Raw genomic sequence first — 21,235 nt, 5'->3', positions numbered from 1 at the left:
CGGATCCGTCGACGCTGCGGTTCCGACAAGCGCCTGCCCTTTGCGTTCAGCGCTTTCCCTCACGGCCCAAAGGCCGCCCGGCCGCGCTTCAAGCGAATTGCAGGCACCTGTCGGAACCTCGCTGGCTTCCTTGGGCGAACCTGGTATCTTTTGCATTCTTATGGAAGAAGCACTCTTAGAAATAATCGCTGCTCTGGAAGCAGGCGAGGATGTTGACGCCGCGTGGCTCGACAAGCTCGTGCGACGGTACAACCGCGCCGCTCACGACGGCACGCGCCAGGTAGCCAAGCGGCGGCTCCTCCCCTTCTACCTGCGCGTGAAGGCCGAGGAGCCCGAGCGGTGGGCGGCGTGGAAGGTGAGCGAGGCGACCGACGCGGCCCTCGTGCGCCTTCTGCAGGCCAAGCCCCGGCGCACCGCCTCAGGCGTGGCCACCATCACCGTGCTCACGAAGCCCTGGCCGTGCTCGGGCGCCTGCGTGTTCTGCCCGAACGACATCCGTATGCCGAAGAGCTATCTTTCCGACGAGCCGGCCTGCCAGCGGGCCGAACGATGCTGGTTCGACCCCTTCCTCCAAGTGGCCGCGCGCCTGCGGACGCTGACCGCCATGGGGCACGTCACCGACAAAGTGGAGCTTATCGTGCTGGGCGGCACCTGGAGCGACTACCCCGAAAGCTACCAGCGCTGGTTCACAGGCGAGCTTTTCCGCGCCTTGAACCTTTCCGACGAGGAGCGCGTCCGCGAGGCGACTGAGCGCCGGACATGGTACGAGAGACGCGGCCTCCCCCGCGACCGCGATGCCCTGGCCGCCGCGGCAGCCCCGCTTCAACAGCGCATCGACGCCGGAGAGCTCACCTACAACGAGGCGTGGCGGGAGGCCTACAGCGAGGAAGAGGTGCCGCAAAGCTGTTCCTGGGACGATCTTTTCGCCCTGCATCGCGCCAACGAAACGGCACCGAAGCGCGTCGTCGGGCTGGTGGTGGAAACGCGCCCCGACCTCGTCACCGCCGAGGCCTGCCGCACTCTGCGCGCGCTGGGCTGCACCAAGGTGCAGATCGGCATCCAAAGCCTGAACGACGAGACGCTCGCCGCCAACGGCCGCGCCATCACGTCCGCGCGTATCGCCGACGCCATGGCCCTGCTGCGGCAGTTCGGCTTCAAAAGCCACGTGCACTTCATGGTGAACCTGCTCGGCGCCGACCCCGCTGCCGATGCCGCCGACTATCGCCGCCTCGTCACCGACCCGGCGTTTCTGCCCGACGAGGTGAAGCTGTACCCCTGCTGCCTTGTGGAAAGCGCCCGGCTCACCGACTATTTCGAAGACGGCTGCTGGCGCCCCTACACCGAGGAAGAGCTCGTGGAAGTCCTCGTCCAGGACGTGCTGGCCACCCCGCCCTGGACACGCATCTCCCGCATGATCCGCGACATCTCCGCCACCGACATCCTCGCCGGCAACAAGAAGACCAACCTGCGCCAAGTGGTAGAAGCCGCCGTTGATGCCACAGACGAGGAGGTTGCCGAGATTCGCTCCCGCGAAATCTCCGTGGAAGGCGCCACCGTGGGCGACCTTTCCCTTCAGACCATCGCCTACCAGACCGCCGCCACCGAAGAACACTTCCTTGAGTGGATCACCCCCGAGAACAAGATCGCCGGCTTCTGCCGCCTGTCGCTGCCGACGCCACTTCCCCGCGACACCGCCAACGAGCCTGCTACCCCTCCCATCAAGAGCGAGCAAAGCGAGGCGAGGGGTTCCTCGCCTGCTTCCCCCTCCGCACCGCAGGAGGCCATGATCCGCGAAGTGCATGTGTACGGGAAGGTGGCCGCCCTGCACCGCACCGGCGAGGGCACCCAGCATCTGGGCCTCGGGCGGGCGCTCGTGGAAGAGGCCTGCGCCCAAGCAGCGGCGGCCGGGTACACCGCGATTAACGTCATCAGCGCCGTGGGCGCCCGCGTCTACTACCGCAACCTCGGCTTTAAGGACGCCGGGCTCTATCAGAAGCGGCCGCTGCCATGAGCATCGCCGACGAGCAACGCGTTTCCGCATCTGGAGCAACGACCACGCAGAGCGCCTCGCAACCCGGCGCCTACTCCCCCCAGGTCATCCGCAAGCTGAACGCCCTCACGAGCGACTTCTACGCCCGCGAGGCCGCCTCGTTCTCGGCCACGAGACAAGCCCCTTGGCATGGCTGGGAGAAGGCTTGGGAGCTCATCACGGCCCACGATGCCGTGCAAGGCCCCTTCCCCAGCCACGCCGCCCGCGTCCCCGATGACAGTGCCGGCGATTCCGGGGCGCCCCTCACCATCCTCGACCTTGGCTGCGGCAACCTCCGCTTCGAGCGCTTCCTCGCCGAACACACGAACGCCCCCCTGCGCATCACCGCCCTCGACAACTGCCCCGATCTGGCATCTCCCGCAATCGGCGCCCTATCTGCCGCCTTTCCGCACAGCCCTAGCAGCTCCTCTGCTGCTTCCAAAACGAAAGGAGGGGATGCTTCAGGACAGGGCACGAACCTCCCCGAAAAGACCACCGTAGATCTCCGCGCCCTCGACATCGTGGAATCCCTCCTCGACGGCACCTTCGCCGATCGTCTCCCGCGCAACTCCTGCGACCTCGCTGTCGCCTTCGGACTCATGCACCACCTGCCGACAGGCGCCCTGCGGGCCCGGGTTCTCGAAGGGCTCCTTAGTTCCCTGAGGCCCGGCGGCTTCGCCATCGTGTCGTTCTGGCAGTTCCTGAACGATGCGCGCTTGGCCGCCAAGGCCGCCGCGGCCACTGCCGAGGGCCGCGTCGCCCACGGCTTGCCCACCTTCCAAGAAAACGACTTTCTCCTCGGTTGGCAGCACGCAGAGGGCGTCTACCGCTTCTGCCACCATACGCCCGAGAAGGAAATCGATGCCCTCCTCGCCCCCATCCGCAACCCCAGCGCACCTTCTGCCAGCAGCTGCGCGTCCACCGCCTCCCTCCCCTTGCGTGAGGTCGCCCGCTTCTCCGCCGACGGCAAGCAGGGCAACCTCAACCGCTACCTCATTTTGCAGCGCCTCTAGCCCAGACGCACCCTCGTCCCCACCGTTTTCCAGCCGCGAATTCACGGTCTTCCCGTAACAAGCGTCAATTCGTGACTGACCGGAGACCAAAACAGCCCCGTTTGAGAGAAATGCAGCCGCAAAATGACGCTTGTGACGTCAACATCGTCATTTTGCGGCTGCTCGCTCTTTTGGCGAAAGTTTGAAGGAGCTAACAAGAACGGCACATCAGCGGGAAATCTGCTAAAGTGCGCACCATGGCAAGAATACCTGACACCCCCAAAGTCGCTCGCCGCCGCGAGCGCGAGAAGCGCACCATCTCGAACATGGTGGCGATTTATTGCGCCGGCAACCACGAGGCGACCGCACGCACCGAGACCAGCCATGCCGGCGAGGCGCTCTGCCCCGCGTGCAAGGCCATCGACGACTACTGCGTCCTGCGCACCGAGCGCTGTCGGTCCATGGCCCACAAAACAAGCTGCGAGGAATGCGGCAACCACTGCTACGCCCCCGCCCAGCGCGAGCAGATCCGCGCCATCATGCGTTACGCCGGTCCGCGCATGATCACGCGCCACCCAATCGCTGCCATCCGGCATCTGCTAAAGAAATAAGGCCGACGCCCTCTCGTCCCTCGGCGAGACTACATCCCCAAATACGCCAGCAGCCCCTCGCAGCCGTCGCGCACGTCGGCGTAGGTAGTCTCGAAATCACCCGTGTACCAGGGGTCGTCGACGCTGCGGCTGGTGCCGGCGAATTCCAAGAGTTTGAGCACCTTGCCGTCCGGGTCGCCGCCGAGGATCCAGTTCATGTTGCGAATATTGGCCGTGTCCATGCCAATGATGAAGTCGAAGGCGTCGTAATCGGCGCGGCGCAGCTGGCGGGCGCGCTTGCCTTCGAAGCCGCCGATACCATGCTCGCGCAGCACCACCGCCGTGCCCGGATGCACCGGGTTGCCGATCTCCTCGGTGCTCGTCGCCGCCGACTCGATGTGGAACTGCTCGGTAAGCCCCCGCCGCGCCACCATGTCCTTCAACACGAACTCGGCCATAGTCGATCGGCAGATGTTGCCGTGGCAGACGAAAAGGACACGAATGGGAGACTGGGTCATGGGGAAAGCCTTTGCAAGGAGACCGATTGTTTAAAAGATACGGTGCATATTATCTCACAGCAACCCCCATCGCCCTAAGCCACAAGTCGCGGTTTTCTTCCAGTATCGCGAAGGCGCCATAGCACCCGTCGGTTACTTCTGGGAAAATACCGCCCAAGCATTGGACGGCTCGCTCGGAGCAACGGCCTTCCCGTACGCGCCTCGCGCTGCGAACCGAGGAACCGAGCAGAGGGAACAGGAGCATCATGGCAGAGTTCATCTACCAAATGTACAAGGCCCGCAAGGCGGTGGGCGACAAGGTTATTCTGGACGACGTTACGCTGTCGTTCTACCCCGGCGCGAAGATCGGCGTCGTGGGGCCCAACGGCATGGGAAAGTCAACCCTGCTGAAGGTCATGGCCGGCCTCGAGGAGGTTTCCAACGGCGAGGCGCGCCTGACGCCCGGCTACACCGTGGGCATTCTTCTGCAAGAGCCGCCGCTTGAAGAGGACAAGACCGTCCTCGAGAACATTCAGATGGCCTTCGCCGATGTGCTGGCCAAAGTGGAGCGCTTCAACCAGATCGGCGAGGAGATGGCCGCGCCCGACGCCGACTTCGACGCGCTCATGGACGAGATGGGCAAACTGCAGGACGAGATCGACGCCGCCAACGGGTGGGACCTCGACTCCCAGCTCTCCCAGGCCATGGACGCGCTGCAGTGCCCCGACCCGGACGCGCCCGTGAGCATCCTTTCCGGCGGCGAGCGCCGTCGCGTGGCGCTGTGCCGTTTGCTTCTGGAACAGCCCGACCTGCTGCTGCTCGACGAGCCCACCAACCACCTGGATGCCGAATCGGTGCTCTGGCTCGAGCAGCACCTGAAGACCTACCCCGGCGCCGTGCTCGCCGTCACCCACGACCGCTACTTCCTCGACCACGCCGCCGAGTGGATCTGCGAGGTGGACCGCGGGCAGCTCTTCCCCTACAAGGGCAACTACTCCACCTACTTGGAGACCAAGGCCGCCCGCATGGCCGCCCAGGGACAGGCCCAGGCCAAGCTCGCCCGCCGCATGGAGCGCGAGCTTGAATGGGTGCGCAGCTCGCCGAAGGCCCGTCAGGCGAAGTCGAAGGCGCGTCTGGCCAACTACGACGCCATGGTGGCCGAGGCCGGCAAGGCGAAGAAGCTCGACTTCGCGGAGATCCAGATTCCCGCCGGCCCTCGTTTGGGCTCGAAGGTGCTCGTTGCGAAGAACCTGCACAAGGAGTTCGACGGCCGCGTGCTCATCGACGACTTGTCCTTCGAGCTGCCCCGCAATGGCATCGTGGGCGTGATCGGCCCCAACGGCGTCGGCAAGACCACCCTCTTCAAGACCATCGTGGGCCTAGAGCCGCTCGACGGCGGCGAGCTGGAAATCGGCGAGACGGTGAAGATCGCCTACGTCGACCAGAACCGCGCGGGCATCGATCCGGACAAGAAGCTGTGGGAAGTCGTCTCCGGCGGCACCGACTATATGATGGTCGGCGAGACGGAAGTGCCCTCCCGCGCCTACGTGGCCGCCTTCGGTTTCAAGGGAGCCGACCAGCAGAAGCCCGCAGGCGTGCTCTCCGGCGGCGAGCGCAACCGGCTGAACCTGGCGCTCACCCTGAAGGAGGGCGGCAACCTGCTCCTTCTGGACGAGCCCACCAACGACCTGGACGTGGAGACCCTCTCCAGCCTGGAGGCGGCGCTGCTCGACTTCCCCGGCTGCTCGGTCGTGGTCAGCCACGACCGCATGTTCCTCGACCGCATCGCCACCCATATTCTGGCCTGGGAAGGCGACGACGAGAACCCGGGCCGCTGGCACTTCTTCGAGGGCAACTTCGAGGCCTACCAGGCCGACCGCGAGGCACGCCTCGGCAAGGAAGCCGCCAAGCCCCACCGCCTCCACCGCAAACTAACCCGCGACTAGGCGCCGACAGTGGCCCTGGGGCCGACGAGGGCGCACTTATCATATTCCCCCATCGAAGAGTGCGGTCTCACAGGGATCGCCCTCTTTCTATCTTTTGATTGATATGTTGCTGAGTTTTTCTCTATCATTTTCTCGAATCCATGTCGAATATGTCCTAATCTAACTGATATAATACCCCTATTAGGCAATCTATAGATTGGATAATCATGAGAGAACACGACATGTCCCAGCAAATTAAGGAGATCCGGAAGCACTACGGGCTCTCCCAACAGGCCTTTGCGCGGCTGCTCGGCATCGGCGAAGCCAGCATCACCCGCTACGAGAAGGGCATCGCCCCCACCAAGGCCAACGCCAACCTCATTCGCGCCGCCATGATTCCCGAGTTCATGGTCGGCTGCCTCGAGCGCGACGGCGACGTGCTCACTCCCAAGCAGCGCGCATCGGTCGAGAAGATCGTCTACGCGGAAGTGACCTTTGACGAGGAAGGAGACATCATGACCATGACGGAAATCTACGAGATAACGTTGCAGCAGGAGGTGTTGAACGAATCCGCCTGGGATATCATGGCGCAAATCTCCCGAGCGCGCGCCGACGCGAAGCTCAAAGGCAACGACGAGCTGACGATAATCTATGACGACATCGAGCAACAGATCGCTCGGCTCGTACCCGAAATTCTCTCGGAGTCGGCGGCCAATCAGCATACTATCGACGAGATACGGGGGCAGCTGAAAGGCTTTCAGCAATTCCTCTCGACCCAGCTCGCAAAGGCGGCCTAACTATGAGTGACGAAGAGAAGTACACGAAGAGGGAGTTCAGCGAAAAGTTCGAAGAGCTGCGCTGGAATCTCCTGAACGCCTATCGCCCTACCCTTGAATCGCCACCTCAGGCTTTTTTGCTCGGGGGCCAGAGCGGGGCAGGGAAAACCACGCTCCACAAGATCATCCATCGCCGACTGGACGGCGATGGCATCAGCATCAACGGGGACGACTATCGAAAGTTCCACCCCCGTTTCTTGGAACTCCAACGCATTTACGGAGACGAAGCCGTTAATTACACTGCGCCATGGGCAGGACGCATGACCGAGGCGCTTATCGACTCGCTTTCGCGCATCGGGTACAACCTCGTCATCGAGAGCACATTGCGCACGGCGGAAGTGCCCCTGAAGACAGCGGAGCTGCTGCGCCAGCGCGGTTACGGGGTGTCCCTCGCGCTTATGGCCGTAAAGCCGGAGATCTCGCTCGTCAGCTGCCAGATACGCTACGAGGAGATGCGCGTAGCCGGCACGATGCCCCGGGCCACCGACCCGGCGCACCACAACAAGATCATCGATCAGATCGTCTCCAACCTCGGCGTCCTGGAAGCAAGCGGAATGTTCGACGAGATCGCCCTCTACGACCGAAGCCAAACGCGCCTATTCCCGCGCGAAGGAGCCGGCGATAGCGCCGAGGAAGCTTTGCGCACCATCCTCTTCGGCCCCTGGACCTCTGAGGAGCGGCGCCACTACAACGAACTCAAGGCCAAGCTAGAACAGCTGCGCAGGAAGTAGGATACCACGGGATAGTCGCGCCCTGTCCCTCGATGCGAGAGCCAGGGCGCGGGTCAATCCCGTACAAGCACACACCTCCGAGCCATGGGAAGGAGGTGAAACCGAGGAGGGAGTTTTTCACCTCAGTGCTTGCGGGTGTCGCGTCCGCAGTCGTCTGGGAAACGATCAGGTGGGTTTTCGCGTCCATAAGGGCGCAAAAAAGCCCGCCGATCCTGACCAGGCCAAGCGGGCTTGACACCCTGCGGGGGACGGTTCGGTTCCGTCCCTCGTAGTTTCGCATTGTATCATAGAGCGTATATCTTTTCAGTCTAAAGATGCACGATTCGTCATGAACGCTCTGTAGCCGACTCTTCTTCCCCAGTGTCGTCAACTGGCTTGGAATCGTCTATCGCCTCGAGCCCATCGGCCGGCTCGGGATCGCCAGGCTCTTCGGCGTCGCCGGACTCTTCGGCCTCCCCGGCTTCTGCGGCGAGGGCGGCGTCTTCGGCCAGAAGGCGGTTGAACTCCTCCACGTCGTAGAGCTCGCCGGTGTCGCTCAGCTCGTCCACCACGGGAATCTCGCCGGTGTCGTCCGCATCGCCGGCAAAGTTCTCGCCCCAGCCGTCCGCAACGCCGTAGTCCTTCATGCCGAAGCGCGCACGACCGCAGCTCACCAGGCGCGGCTCGAAGCCTTCCGCCTCATCGTCGCCCACAGCATCGGCGTTGTACCAGTGGTACTCCTCCACCGGCACGGCGGCCACTGCAGCAGCTGCGGCGGCGGCCGGTGTGGCGCCCTTCTTGGAACGCAGGGCGTTGCGGCGGCGCAGAGCGGCCTGAAGAGCGGTCTCTTCCACGACCTCGCGCGCATCGCCATCGGTACCCTCCCCGCCTTCGATATTCTCCTCGTCGAGCAGCGGATTGAAGGTGCCCGCTGAAGCGGCGGCCGCCTCGGCCTCGGCAGCGCGCTGGCGCGAGGACTCGACCGCCAACCCCGCCACGGCGCCCACAGCGGCAAGGCCGAGGACGCCCACGGACACAGGACCGGCCATCTTTACGGCATCGAGCCATTCCACCTCGCCGGTAGACGCCAGCGCCTCGTGCATGGAGCCGCCCACGCCGTACTTCATCACCTGCACCACGTGGTGTCCGCCCTGCTCGCTCACGCCGAGCACCGAGGCTGCGGCCCAGCCGCGCTCGCGCAGCGCCGCCGCGCGCTCATTGGCCCGGGACACAATGGCATCGCGCTCGTCGAAGGCCAGAGCATCCAGCGGGCAGGCGGCCACGCAAGCGGGCACGCCCCCCTCGGACACCTCGGCCGCGCACCCGTCGCACAAAAGCACCTCACCGCGCTCGCCCCGATGACGCGGGGCCGCGGCCGAACACACCATGGAACACAAGTGGCAGCTCACGCAACGCGCCGCGTCCAACGCGACGAAGCCCGTTTCCCCGTTGAACGCCACAGCCCCCGTGGGGCACACCTCCGCGCAAGGCGCCTGGGCGCAGTGCACGCAGCCAGCGCGGGCCGCTTCCCAAACCACGCCTCCATCGGCCAGCGTGCGCTCGAAGCGCGCCACGGCCAGGGGCGCCTCCTCGTCCAGCACAGCCGCTCGCCCGAACGCGCGCGCCGTCTCGTTCTCTGAAGACGAATCGGACGCGGAGGGCGCCAAGCCGAAGCGGCCTTTGCAGGCAGCGACGCACGCCTGGCAAGCAGAGCACCGACTGCTATCGAAAAGAATTGCCTTGTCAGCCATGATGCCCCCTACGCCTTCTCGATATCGACCAGGAAACCCTTGACGTCGCGGGCCGCCCCCACGGGGCTTTCCGCCGCAGGGGCCAAAACGCCCCACACGGCTGCCGCAGCGCCCTCGTCGCCGAGGGTCATGCCGTTCAAGCACACATAGTGGCCCTCGTTGTCCTCGCATTGGAAGGGGCGGATGCGGTCGGTGACGAGCACCGGCGCCTCCACGGATCCGCGCTCGTTGAACACGCGGACCCACTCCCCCGTGGCCAGGCCGCGAATGCGAGCCAAGCTCGCCGACATCTCCACGAAGCAGCCGGGCTCCGCGGCAGCCAGCGTCTCGCTCAGGGCGCGCCGGGCGCCGTCGCGGCCGTCCGCGCCGTTGATGACCGCCGCAATGGGATAGGCCGCGCGATCCGCCTGCATAGAGGAGTAGTCCGGCGCCAGCGCATCGGCCACGGCGGCATCCACCGCCCCGTCATCGCCTGCGGCACCGGGCATCTTCGCGGCGGCCGCCAGCAGCACCGGAGAGGCGTAAGCCCCGTTCAGGCGATTGTTCAACGGGGACTCCAACGGTTCGTAGTGCTCGGGCACAGGCCCGTCGCCCAGTCGATCGGACACCAAAAGGCCCACCTGTTCCCAGGTACCGGGGAAGGCCTGGTTGTCCGGCTCGAGCCATCGTCCGTCGCGCAGAATCGGGAAGTCGGGCGCGTCGATGCAGGCCCAGCTCTCCCCCTCCCAAGTAAGGAGATTGCGCTCGCGCACCCACGGCTGGCCCGCCAAATTCGCGCTCGCCCGGTTGCCGCGCACCCGCACGTTGCCGGGCCACGTGAAGCCCCAGCCGAGGAAGAGCCCCAGACCGCTCTCGTCGGCGCCGTCGCGACGTCCCACGGGTTGCTCGGCCGCATCGGCCGCACTGGCGCCGTTCGACCACAGCCCCGCCAGGAAAGCCGCGCCGCAAGCCGTCGAGCCGTCGGCGCGCAGCCCGTCGGCGCCTTCCAAAAGCACCAGCTCGCCGCCGCCCCAGTCGCTGTCCTCGACGACATAGCCGTTCATCGCCCAGACCACCTTCACCAGATCGATGCTGTCGGACGTCACGTAGTCCCAGCGGGCCTTAAGGATCGGATCCGTCGCCGTACCGCCCTTGGTGTCGTACAGGTTGAACACGCGCTCCCACATATCGCCAATGATGGCAGCGTCCGTGCGGCTCTCGCCCGTCGGCTCAACCGCCGCCGCAGCATGCTGCAGAAGGCGGCCGCCGCTCGCCCGGATGCCGGCCTTCTCGAAGCCGAGGACGCTTGGCAGCTGGAACACCGTCGTCTGCTGCTGGGAAGGATCCTCCACCCGTTCCCAGAACGTAGCCGTGAGGTTCGGCGAGCCATCGGTCACAACGAGCCACGCTAGACGCCCCACGTCGTCGGCCGTAACGCCCGAAGACGCGCTCCCCACCAGATCGGCGCCCCACAGGAAACACCCCTGCAGCAAGCCTGTGCACAGCGCCTCGCTGAACGACACACCGCCAGCCGGTGCCTTGGGCAGCCAATCGTAGCCGTAGTCGTTGTCGAAGGCCGCCTCCTCGCCCCACCACTCGCGCAGGGCCGACACCAGAGCGCGAGGTCGCAGCGAGCCCGCGCCGGCCGGCTCGGTATGGGCCTCGAGCCACGCCTGAAGCGTCGTCTCGCTTTCAGTGGGCCAGGGAAGATCGCCGCCGAACATGTCCGGCGAAAGCCCTATGGCGTCGGCCAGCCCCTCGTTCGCGGCGCCCCCAGGTAGGAGATGCCGCCCCCGGGCACACCGATGTTGCCGAGCAGCAGCTGCACCACGGCGGCCGCGCGCGCCGCCTGGGCCCCCGTGCCGTGCTGCACGAGACCGGGCCCGGCCAGCACCTTGCCCGCCCCCTCCACCGCGCCCGTGGCCGCGAAGGCCCCATAGGCGCGCTCGAGCAGCGACCGCTCCACGCCGCACACGGTGGCCACCGTGTCCAAGTCGTAACGGGCGAGAAACTCCTGCAGGCGCACCCAGGCGCAAGCCGGGTCCTGCAGCGTGATATTGCGCTCGCAGCGCGGCTGGGACGGCACGGCCCAGGCAGGGACGCCCTCGCCGCGCACCCAGGAGAACTCGCCGTCGAAGCGCATGTTCCACGTGTCGAAGCCGTCGGTCTGGTAGCCCCAGCTGGTTTTGTCGTAGGTGCCGGTCATGGGATCCCAGCCGAAGAAGGCGCCGGAGGACGCATCGAAGGAGAAGGCGGGGTCCATGAGGTAGGAGGCGTTGGTGAAGTTCAGCACGTACTCGGGCTGCCACAGGGAATTGTCCATAGCGTACTTGGCCAGCCCCCCGAGAAACGCGATGTCGGTGCCGGGCCGGATGGGCACGTGGATGTCGGCCATCTCGGCCGATGCCGAGCGCAGCGGGTCCACGACGATCCACAGCGCCCCCGCGTCCCGGGCGCGCTCGATCCAGCGCAGGGACAGCGGCTGGCTTGTGGCAACGTCGGCACCCAAGGTGAGCAGACAGTCCGTGTTCGCGATGTCGCTCCACAGCCCGTCGGGCTCGGCGATGCCGAGGGTGGCCGCCACGCCCGCGGCGAAGGCGCGCCGCCCGAAGGCCGCCTCGGAATCGATGTTCACCACGCCCCAGGATCGCAGCGCCTTGGCGAGCAGGAACTGCTCCTCAGCCACAAGGCGCGCGCCGCCGAAGCTGCCGATGGCCCGAGTGCGCATGACCGGCACGCCGCGGGGACGCTTCCGGGCGCTGTAGTCGTTATCGCCGTAGCCATCGTCGCCGTAGCCGCCGCGATCGCTCCAGTCCCATTCGTCGAAGCCCGTCTCGCCCTGCGTCTCATCGTCGGCCTCCGTGCCTTCGATGCTCTCTTCGAAGGTGGCGTCGCGAGTATCCTTCACCAGGTTGGCGATCTCGTCCAGCGCGCGATCCCAGGAGATGTCCTCCCACGCATCCGACCCGGCGCGCCGCACCCGGGGCGAGGTCAAGCGCCCGGGACTGGTCGTCGTCGCGCCTTCGCTCGCGGCGTCGTTGCCGCCCGCGCCATTGCCACTATCGTCATCCGCGTCGTCCTCGGTCGTCCCCTCGGGCGCCTTCCACAAGTCGGTCAGCGCCTGAGCGCGCAGGCAGAGCCGCCCTTCAGAGAACGGATTCGCGCCGTCGCCGTGCACGGCCGCCACCCGCCCGTCCTCCACATCGAGCACCAGCGTGCAGGCGCCCGGACACTCCTCGCAGACGACGACCGGCCCCGCAGGGGCCGCAGGCTCTTCGGCCGGCGCCTCGTCGGTGCCGGCGGCCTCTTCGGCGGCCTCTTCGTCGGCCCAGGCTCGATTCGGATCCAAACCCCATGCCGCGCTTCCAACCGCCACCGCGCCGGCGCCGGCCAGAAAGCCTCTCCGCGTCAATTTCATGGACGAACGTCTCCTTCGCACAGGCCCGCGTCCTGCTAGCGCAAGCCTATTCACACCCTGTCTCTTAGAGCCTTCATTTTCACACAAGAGACCGTCGTGCGTGCGCTCAAAAACCCCGAGCGCGCACCGTAGGCGAGATGCCCACAAATTGTCCACGATTACGGCGCTGATCTGCCCATTGATGAGGTTTCTCCTTGTCTTTTCCCATTGGAAACATTCGCCCCCTAACCTAAGCGCATCAGAAAACCGCACCATGAAGGAGGCCCCATGGCCCGCATCAATCGCAACTACGAGAAGCTGCCCGGCAGCTACCTGTTCTCGGAAATCGCCCGCCGCACCGCCGCCTACCAGGAGGCGAACCCCGAAGCGCGCCTCATCAAGATGGGCATCGGGGATGTCACCCGCCCGCTCGCCCCGGCCGTCGTCGCCGCCATGCATGCCGCCGTAAACGACCTCGCCGCTGCCGAAACCTTCCACGGCTACGGCCCCGAGCAGGGCTACGCCTTTTTGCGCGACGCCATCGCCGAGCACGATTTCGCCGCGCGGAACATCGCCATCGCCCCTGACGAGATCTTCGTCTCCGACGGCGCCAAGAGCGACTGCGGCAACATCGGCGATATCTTCGCCGAGGACAACATCGTGGCCGTGTGCGATCCGGTCTATCCTGTCTACGTGGACACCAACGCCATGGCCGGCCGCGCCGGCGACTACGATGCGGATACCGAGCGCTGGACGAACATCGTCTACATGCCCACCACCGCCGAGAACGACTTCACGCCGGCCCTGCCCGACGTGCCCGTCGACCTCATCTACCTCTGCTCGCCGAACAATCCCACCGGCACGGTGCTTTCCCGCGAGGCCCTGCAAAGATGGGTCGACTTCGCCAACGCCACCGACGCCGTCATCCTCTTCGATGCCGCCTACGAGCGCTTCATCGCCGATGCCGCCATTCCCCACTCCATCTACGAGATCCCCGGTGCGAAGACGTGCGCCATCGAGTTCCGCAGCTTCTCGAAGACCGCCGGCTTTACCGGGGCCCGCTGCGGATACACCGTGGTGCCGCGCGATTTGGTGCGCGAGGGACAGAGCCTAAACGCGATGTGGAACCGCCGTCAAACAACGAAGTTCAACGGCGCCTCCTATGTCATCCAGCGCGGCGCGGCGGCCATCTACACCCCCGAAGGCGCGGCCCAGGTGGACGAGACCATCGACTTCTACCGCACCAACGCCCGCACGATCAAGGAGGGCCTGGCCGCTGCCGGCCTTGAGGTGTACGGCGCCGACAACAGCCCATACGTGTGGTGCCGCACTCCCAATGGCACCGACTCCTGGGGCTTCTTCAACCGCCTTCTGGAAGAGGCGAACGTCATCACCACCCCCGGCGCCGGCTTCGGGCCGGCCGGCGAGGGCTATATCCGGCTCACCGCCTTCGGCGACGCCGAGGACACCAAGGAGGCGGTCGAGCGCATCAAGCGGATGCTCGATGCCGAGAGTCGCGACTAGCCGAAGCGCACCACGGAATCGGCGCTCAGTCGAGCCCGCGCGCCGATTGCTGACGCTTGTCAACAATCGCTCCACAATTGATCGTCGACCGCGCAACTCAACAATACACCGCTATACTGGTCGCATTGCATCGTCCCCGATCCAAGGAGATCACCATGAACACCAACCATGCTAAGGCCATCAAGGGCATGAGCATCGCCAATATCGTGCTCGCTGCCCTCGGCATTCTCGGCATGCTCATCGCCTGGGCAGGCCTCGGCGTCGGCGGCGCCGCCATTTCCGGCTCCGGCTACGACTACTTCTACACCGAAGACGGCCTCTATTTCACCACCGATGACGTGTCGGCGCTGCTCGGCATGCTGGGCTTCCTCGTCTTTCTCGTGATCGTCTGCGCCGTGCTCATCCTCGTCGCTGGCATCCTCGGCGTGCGCGGCGCGGCCAAGCCCGAGAAGCTGCGCGGCATCATGATCTGGAACATCGTCGCCGCCGTGGTGAGCCTCCTTTCCTGCTGCTGGGTGTCGCTCGTGCTCTGCATCATCGTGGCCGTGTTCGCCAACAAGGACCGCGCCCTGTACGCCGCCCCCGCTCCGGCCGCTCCCTACGGCTACGCCCCGGCCGCTGCGCCTGTCGCACCGGTAGCCCCGCAGCAGCCCGTGCAGCCCGCAGCCGCTGCGCCCCAGCAGCCTGCCGCCCCGGCCGCCGCTGTTCCCGTGGCCGCTGCCGTGGCCGCCGAGGCCGTTGCCGGCGCAGTGATGCCCGCCACGGCCGCTACGGCCCCTGCGGCAGAAGTCGTCGCCACCGAACAGGTCGTCGCGGCCGAGCCAGCAGCAGACGAACCCGTAGCTGCCGTCGCAGAGGAGACGGTCGCCGAGCCCGTCCCCGCCGCCGTGGTGGAAACGGTCGAGGAGGACACCTTCGCCCCGGCCGAGACTCCCGAGGAAGCCGCCGAGGCCGCAGCCGAGCCGGCCATCGTCCTGCCTGACAACTACATCGAAGACGCCCAGGCCGGCGTAGCCGTCGTCGAGGAGATCTCCTCCGACGCCGACACCGCAGCCGCCGACACTGCGACCGACGACGCCGACAACGACAAGCCCACCGCCTAACTTCGACTCGCGGGCAAGCCACATCGCTGCCGCCATCACCCGCCACGAAGGCCCTCCCACTCTATAGCCGGAGGGCCTTCTCTTTCTTGGAACGATCTTCTCTCTTTTTTTCTCTCTCTTTCTTTCTCTTTCTCTTTCCCTTTCTCTTTCCCTTTCTTTCTCGAACCGATCTCCTCTTGCCCCAAATCGGCGCATATACCCCATCCACCCGCAGAGCACCGTTCGCTAACCCGTAGCACGAGAGGGGTTTTTGCCAGGCCACCGCAGCTTTCCCGACAAAAAGCCCCCTCTGGCTGCGGGTCGAAACTCAAAAAGGGGCAAAAACCCGTAGCCAGACGTGGGTTTTTGCCAAAGCAGCATAGCCCGAGGGCCCAAAATGTCGCAAACGGGAAACGGCGATGGCAGAAAACCGTCTCAGGCTACGGATGGGTGCGCAACCGCAGGCGGTCAACGCCGTCTGCTTGCCTTCCCATCTTCTCTGCCAAAGCGCCCGCAATCGGCGGCGGCGAGCAGGATAGTTACCGAACTGCTTCGGAAAGGCTACGGGGCGGGGACTTGCCCACCTGGAGAGAGACCTATAATCGACCCATGAGATAACGCGCGCCCGCGCCAACGGCACCAGTGGCGGCGTCAACAGCCGCGCCGGTGGCGGCACCAGCGGCGGCATCGGCGCCAGCGCAGCAGCCACATCAACGGCCGCACCAGCAGCAACGGCGCCCATAACGCAGCGAGGCACGCCGACCCAAGAGGCACAAGCGCAAACCATCAGGGGTGAGAGTCATGAACCGCGAGAGGGAAATCGTCAAAGCGAGCGTATACGGCATTATCGGCAATGTGCTGCTCGTCGCCTTCAAGATGGCCGTCGGGTTCATGTCCCACTCCATCGCCATCATCTTGGACGGCGTGAACAACGCCACCGACGCCTTGTCCTCCATCGTCACCATCGTGGGCACGAAGCTCGCCGGGCGCCGGCCCGACCGCCACCACCCCTTCGGCTACGGCCGCGTGGAGTACCTCACCAGCGTCGTCATCGCCATCATCATCCTCGTGGCCGGCTTCATCTCCCTGCGCGAATCCATCGACAAGATCATCCACCCCGGCGCGCCCAGCTACTCGACCATCACCATCATCGTCATCGTGGTGGCCATCCTCGCGAAGATCGCCATCGGCATCATGTTCAAGCGCTTCGGCGATAAGACGAACTCCGAGGCCCTCATCGCTTCGGGCATTGATTCCAACTACGACGCGGTGCTCTCGGCCGGCACGCTCGTGGTAGCGGCGGCCCAGAACTTCTGGGGCCTGAACATCGACGGCGCCGTGGGCCTCATCATCTCGCTTGTGGTTCTGAAGGCCGGCTTCGAAGTGCTCGGCGACGCCCTCTCGCCGCTTATCGGCGGCCCGGAGGACAAGAAGCTCGTCGACGACATCATCGCCTACACCAACAGTTTCCCCGATGTGAGCGGCACCTACGACGTGGTGCTGGACAACTTCGGCCCCAACGAAGTCTTGGGCTCGGTGCACATCGAGGTGCCCGACGATATGTGCGCCCGCGACATCCACGCCCTCACCCGCCAGATCAGCGAAGGACTCACCGAGAAGTTCGGCATCCTCACCACCGTGGGCATTTACGCCGAGAACACCACCGGCGCCTTCGCCCCTCTGCATGCCGACCTCGACGCCCTCGCGAAAAGCGACCCGGCGATCCTGCAGGTGCACGGCTTCTACGTAGACGAGAAAACCTCGACCGTCTACTTCGATTTGGTCATAGGCTTTAAGGCCGACGACGACGCCATCCGCGACAAAATAATCGCCCATCTGAAGGAAAAATATCCCGATTACACCTACAATGTCGTCATCGACCACGATTACGAAGACGATCAGCCAACGTAGGCGATCGTGGGGAAAGGGGCGCACGATGGCGGGCGAGAGCCAGAAACTGAAGCTGCTCAACCTCGCCAAGATGCTCTACGAGCGCACCGACGAGAGTCACGGCCTCACCTGCCCCGAAATCATCGCCGGGCTGGCTGAGGCGGGCATCGAGGCCGAGCGCAAATCGGTGTACCGCGACTTGGACGCCCTTCGCGACTTCGGTCTCGACATCGCGAAGCTTCCCACGCACCCGGTCAGCTACGCCCTCGTCTCGCGCACCTTCACCGCCGCCGAGCTCATGCTGCTCACCGACGCCGTGCAGTCCTCGCGCTTCCTCACGGTTCGTATGGCCCATCGCCTCACCGAAGGGCTGGCGTCTCTGGGCTCCTGCCACCACGCCGCCGCGCTTTCCAAGAACGTGCACGTGGAAGGCCGCATCAAGATGCAGAACGAGTCGGTGTTCCATCACGTGGACACGCTGCACGAGGCCATCCGGCGCCGCCGCCAGGTGGCCTTCCGCTACGTGAAGCACGACGTGAACAAACAGCCGCGACCCCAGGGCGACGGCCGCATCTACCGTGAGACGCCGGTATGCCTCATTTACTCCGAGGGCTGCTACTACCTCATCGCCTACAACGAGAAGCACGACTCCTTCCCCAGCTACCGCGTCGACCGCATGCAAGGGCTGCGCATCACCGACGACGCGGCCGTGCGCAACGAACGCATCGCCACCTTCGATGCAGCGACCTACACTTCTCGCACGTTCTCCATGTTCGGCGGCGAGACGACGCCGGCGACGCTGCTCGTGGAGGAATCGGTCATGAGCGCCATTATCGACCGCTTCGGCAAGGACGTGGAAAGCGCGCCGGTGGATGCGACCCATGCCCGCGTGCACGTCACCGTGGCCGCCAGCCCCGTCTTCTTCGGCTGGCTCGCCCAGTTCGGCACCGCCGTGCGCCTGGAGGCCCCTAAGGCCCTCGCCCGCCAGTACGCCGACTACCTCAGGGACATCGCCGACAGCTATTAGCCCCGTCGCGCGCACCCGGACGGGGCAATCGCGCCTTCCCCGTAGGGTCTGACCTTGGTCAGCCCTCTGCAAGCGGGACAATTATGCACGACAAAACAGGGGCGACCAAGGTCGCCCCCTACGGGCGTATCTTAGTGAACGACCTTCTCGATGAGGGACTGAAGACGGTGCACGTCGAGCGGCTTGGGAAGATGCGCATCCATGCCACTTTCCAGGGAGCGCTTGCGATCCTCGGAAAACGCGTTGGCGCTCACGGCGATGATGGGCAGCGATGCGCGCAGCGGGTCGGGCAGCGCGCGAATGGCGCGGGTGGCGGCATAGCCGTCCATGACCGGCATCTGAATGTCCATGAGCACCAAGTCGTAGGCGCGCGCATCGGCCTCCTCGATCATCCCCAGGGCCACCTCGCCGTTTTCCGCCGTGTCCACCGCATAGCCCGCATCGTCCAGAAGGCAGCAGGCGATCTCGCGGTTGAGCTCGTTGTCCTCCACGAGCAGAATGCGGTGCACCGGGCCCCGCCCGCGGCTCGGACGCGGCGCCTCGGCGGCCACGTCGGCGGGAGCCTGGCGGAAGGTGATGTCCACGGTGAAAGTGGAGCCCTCCCCCGGCGCGCTTTCCACGGCGAGCTCGCCTTCCATAAGATCGAGCACGTTGCGCACGATGGTGAGCCCGAGTCCCGTGCCCTGAACGCCCGAAGCCGTGGTGTTGCTCTCCCGTTCGAAGGGCATGAACATGCGCTCCATGAACGCGGGCTCCATCCCTACGCCCTTATCGGCCACGACGAAGCGGAAGCTGGCAAAGCCCTGGGGCGCGCCGGCGTTCTCGGCCACGCTGATGCGCACGGTGCTGCCAGCCGGCGAGTACTTGATGGCGTTGTCCACCAGCTGGGTGAGCACGTGGGACAGGCGCACGGCATCCACGAGCACGCGATCGTGGGCCAGAGGCTCAATGTCGCAGGCCAGGGTGACGTCGGCGCGGTCCGCCAGATCCACCATGTCCATGCGCGCCTGCAGAACCAGCTCGGAAAGAGAGCATTCCGCCTCGGCCAGCTGCACATGGCCCGCCTCCATGCGGCTGATCTCCAGCGTCTCGTTCACCACGTCGAGCAGCTGCTCGGAAGCGGCCAGCACTTTGTCGCTGTAGGCGCGCACCCGCTCGGCCTCGCCACCATGGGCCGAGATGAGCGACGCGTAGCCCACCACGGCGTTCAGCGGCGTGCGGATGTCGTGGGACATATTCGAGAGGAACGTGTTTTTCGCCACGTTGGCGGCCTCGGCCTCGGAAAGGGCGTTGCGCAGCATGGTGCGGTGCTCGAGCTCGCGGACATAGGCCTCGCGCAGCTGGGCGTTCACCGCCTCCAGCTCGTCGGCCCGCTCGCGCAGCTTGTCCGTGGCGTCGTTGATGAACACGTAGAAGAACTCGCCCGCGTCCAACGTGACGTGATGGCCGTAGTCCTCTATCCAACGCACCGAGCCGTCACGGCGGATGATGCGGTACTCCACGTAGTCCATGGAGTACCGGTCGGCCTGAATCTGACGGCTGATGGAGTGTTCCACGGCCTCGATGTCCTCGGGGTGCACCATGCCGGGGAAGGTGCCGCCCGTCAGCGCGACGAACTGCTCCTCGTCAGCGCAGCCGAAGATGCGCAGGCAGGCCTCGTTGACGTAGACCACCGCCTCGTCGCCATCAGCATGGTAGATGAAAAAGCCGCCTGGCATATGAGCGAGAACGTCGCCGATGTCGAGCTGGGCTAAAGCGGGGAATATGGAGGGCGCCGAGGTTGCCATGTGCTGCTTTCTTCTGTCGGTCGAAAAGGTGCTTTCCGTATGCTACCACGGCCGTTGCCCAGCGCCCCCGAAGCTGTCGATGAGCCCACGAATTTGTAACGAAAGAGAAACGTGGAGGGCTTACGAGAAATCGAACATGGCCGTGGAAAGGTAGCGCTCGCCCGTGTCGGGCAGGATGACGACGATGTTCTTGCCCACGTTTTCGGGTCGGCGCGCCAACTTCGCCGCCGCCGCCACGGCCGCGCCCGAGGAGATGCCCACGAGCAGTCCGTCATGGGCAGCCAGCTCGCGCCCGGCCTCGAAGGCCTCCTCGTCTTCGATGGCGATGACCTCGTCGTAGATAGCGGTGTCCAGCGTCTCGGGCACGAACCCGGCGCCGATGCCCTGAATCTTGTGGGCGCCGGCGCGGCCCTCGGAGAGCACGGGGGATCCGGCCGGTTCCACGGCCACCACCTGGATGGCCGGGTTCTGCGCCTTCAGATAGGCCCCGGTGCCCGAAAGCGTGCCGCCGGTGCCCACGCCGGCCACGAGGATGTCCACCACGCCATCGGTGTCCTCCCAGATCTCCGGGCCAGTGGTACGCTCGTGCACGGCCGGATTCGCCGGGTTGGAGAACTGCGAGGGAATGAACGAGTTCGGAATCTCCGCCGCCAGCCGCTCGGCCTCCTCGATGGCGCCCTTCATGCCCTTGGCGCCTTCGGTGAGCACCAGTTCCGCCCCAAAGGCGCGCATGAGGTTGCGCCGCTCCACGGACATGGTCTCGGGCATGACGATGATGATGCGGTTGCCCCGCACGGCGGCGATGGCAGAAAGGCCGATGCCGGTGTTGCCGGAGGTGGGCTCGATGATGACCGTCTCGTCGTCGAGGACCCCGGCCTCCACGGCGGCGTCGATCATCGATTGGGCGGCGCGGTCCTTCACCGAGCCGGTGGGGTTGAACGACTCCACCTTCCCGATGAGCGTGGCGGGCAGCTCGTGGGCGCGCTCGTAGTTGGTCAGCTCCACCAACGGCGTATGCCCGATCAGCTCGGTGATGTTCTCGTGGACGGTCATGGGAAATCCTTTCTGGCTGAAACAAAGCCGGCAACCGGTCGGAGACGTGGGGTGTTCTGACCGAGCGAGTTCCGCAGCGAACGAAACAGTCCAGTGGACTGTTTCGCAGAGCGAGGACTGTCTGAGCGAATCAGAATACCGCGCGGCTCCGACCGACGAGGAGATG

General features: G+C 65.4%; 16 protein-coding genes and 1 pseudogene. 10 read left to right on the top strand and 7 right to left on the bottom strand.

Annotated features, from left to right (window positions below; all coding sequences use genetic code 11):
- Positions 1-160 precede the first annotated feature (160 nt).
- The 3 genes from ACW4QM_RS00535 to ACW4QM_RS00525 all read left to right on the top strand — a co-directional run bounded on the left by ACW4QM_RS00535 (position 161) and on the right by ACW4QM_RS00525 (position 3,632).
- Positions 161-2,011: an elongator complex protein 3 gene (locus tag ACW4QM_RS00535; protein ID WP_455798090.1), complete on the top strand. Its 1,851-nt coding sequence runs from the start codon at positions 161-163 to the stop codon at positions 2,009-2,011.
- A complete protein-coding gene (locus ACW4QM_RS00530) occupies positions 2,008-3,042 on the top strand; it encodes a class I SAM-dependent methyltransferase (protein WP_114548691.1) in 1,035 nt (344 codons plus the stop codon). The genes ACW4QM_RS00535 and ACW4QM_RS00530 overlap by 4 nt, the downstream gene beginning before the upstream one ends.
- Positions 3,043-3,278: 236 nt before the next feature.
- Complete coding sequence (locus ACW4QM_RS00525) at positions 3,279-3,632, top strand: nitrous oxide-stimulated promoter family protein (RefSeq protein WP_114548690.1); 354 nt, start codon at positions 3,279-3,281, stop codon at positions 3,630-3,632.
- 29 nt (positions 3,633-3,661) lie between these two features.
- Here the strand turns inward: ACW4QM_RS00525 and ACW4QM_RS00520 are convergent, their stop codons facing one another.
- Entirely contained in the window at positions 3,662-4,129 is a 468-nt protein-coding gene (locus ACW4QM_RS00520) for a low molecular weight protein-tyrosine-phosphatase (RefSeq protein ID WP_114548689.1), read from the bottom strand.
- Between the two features lie 245 nt (positions 4,130-4,374).
- Here ACW4QM_RS00520 and ettA point away from each other — a divergent pair, with 245 nt between their 5' ends.
- The 3 genes from ettA (at position 4,375) to ACW4QM_RS00505 (ending at position 7,600) form a co-directional block, all read left to right on the top strand.
- Entirely contained in the window at positions 4,375-6,054 is a 1,680-nt protein-coding gene (gene ettA, locus ACW4QM_RS00515) for an energy-dependent translational throttle protein EttA (protein ID WP_114548687.1), read from the top strand.
- A gap of 221 nt (positions 6,055-6,275) precedes the next feature.
- Positions 6,276-6,830, top strand: coding sequence for a helix-turn-helix domain-containing protein (locus ACW4QM_RS00510; RefSeq protein ID WP_452040206.1), 555 nt, complete (start codon positions 6,276-6,278; stop codon positions 6,828-6,830).
- Positions 6,831-6,832: 2 nt separating this feature from the next.
- Complete coding sequence (locus tag ACW4QM_RS00505; RefSeq protein WP_452040205.1) at positions 6,833-7,600, top strand: zeta toxin family protein; 768 nt, start codon at positions 6,833-6,835, stop codon at positions 7,598-7,600.
- A gap of 326 nt (positions 7,601-7,926) precedes the next feature.
- Here the strand turns inward: ACW4QM_RS00505 and ACW4QM_RS00500 are convergent, their stop codons facing one another.
- The 4 genes and pseudogenes from ACW4QM_RS00500 to ACW4QM_RS00485 form a co-directional block, all read right to left on the bottom strand.
- Positions 7,927-9,330 (bottom strand): 4Fe-4S dicluster domain-containing protein, encoded by a 1,404-nt coding sequence (locus tag ACW4QM_RS00500; protein WP_455798089.1) that lies wholly within the window; start codon positions 9,328-9,330, stop codon positions 7,927-7,929.
- A gap of 8 nt (positions 9,331-9,338) precedes the next feature.
- Positions 9,339-11,033 (bottom strand): molybdopterin dinucleotide binding domain-containing protein, encoded by a 1,695-nt coding sequence (locus ACW4QM_RS00495; protein ID WP_455798088.1) that lies wholly within the window; start codon positions 11,031-11,033, stop codon positions 9,339-9,341.
- Positions 11,034-11,047: 14 nt separating this feature from the next.
- Positions 11,048-12,181: a molybdopterin-dependent oxidoreductase gene (locus ACW4QM_RS00490; protein WP_455798121.1), complete on the bottom strand. Its 1,134-nt coding sequence runs from the start codon at positions 12,179-12,181 to the stop codon at positions 11,048-11,050.
- A 249-nt stretch (positions 12,182-12,430) separates the two neighbouring features.
- A pseudogene (locus ACW4QM_RS00485) lies at positions 12,431-12,727 on the bottom strand (twin-arginine translocation signal domain-containing protein); the annotation flags it as partial.
- A 267-nt stretch (positions 12,728-12,994) separates the two neighbouring features.
- On the opposite strand from ACW4QM_RS00485, the gene ACW4QM_RS00480 reads away from it, so the two are divergent.
- The 4 genes from ACW4QM_RS00480 (at position 12,995) to ACW4QM_RS00465 (ending at position 18,229) form a co-directional block, all read left to right on the top strand.
- Positions 12,995-14,230, top strand: a complete 1,236-nt coding sequence (locus ACW4QM_RS00480; protein WP_157012622.1) for an LL-diaminopimelate aminotransferase — start codon at positions 12,995-12,997, stop codon at positions 14,228-14,230.
- A gap of 155 nt (positions 14,231-14,385) precedes the next feature.
- A complete protein-coding gene (locus tag ACW4QM_RS00475) occupies positions 14,386-15,333 on the top strand; it encodes a hypothetical protein (RefSeq protein WP_302384259.1) in 948 nt (315 codons plus the stop codon).
- 780 nt (positions 15,334-16,113) lie between these two features.
- Positions 16,114-17,223, top strand: coding sequence for a cation diffusion facilitator family transporter (locus ACW4QM_RS00470; RefSeq protein WP_302808984.1), 1,110 nt, complete (start codon positions 16,114-16,116; stop codon positions 17,221-17,223).
- 25 nt (positions 17,224-17,248) lie between these two features.
- Positions 17,249-18,229, top strand: coding sequence for a helix-turn-helix transcriptional regulator (locus ACW4QM_RS00465; RefSeq protein WP_455798087.1), 981 nt, complete (start codon positions 17,249-17,251; stop codon positions 18,227-18,229).
- 131 nt (positions 18,230-18,360) lie between these two features.
- Here the strand turns inward: ACW4QM_RS00465 and ACW4QM_RS00460 are convergent, their stop codons facing one another.
- Together ACW4QM_RS00460 and cysK are read right to left on the bottom strand one after the other, a co-directional pair.
- Positions 18,361-20,016: an ATP-binding protein gene (locus ACW4QM_RS00460; protein ID WP_455798086.1), complete on the bottom strand. Its 1,656-nt coding sequence runs from the start codon at positions 20,014-20,016 to the stop codon at positions 18,361-18,363.
- Between the two features lie 120 nt (positions 20,017-20,136).
- Positions 20,137-21,069 carry a cysteine synthase A gene (cysK, locus tag ACW4QM_RS00455; protein ID WP_455798085.1) on the bottom strand — a complete coding sequence of 311 codons (933 nt, stop codon included), beginning with the start codon at positions 21,067-21,069 and terminating at the stop codon, positions 20,137-20,139.
- Positions 21,070-21,235: the final 166 nt, after the last annotated feature.

Source organism: Adlercreutzia sp. CNCM I-6207 (assembly GCF_977072305.1).
This window is presented reverse-complemented; position numbering and strand designations above follow the sequence as displayed.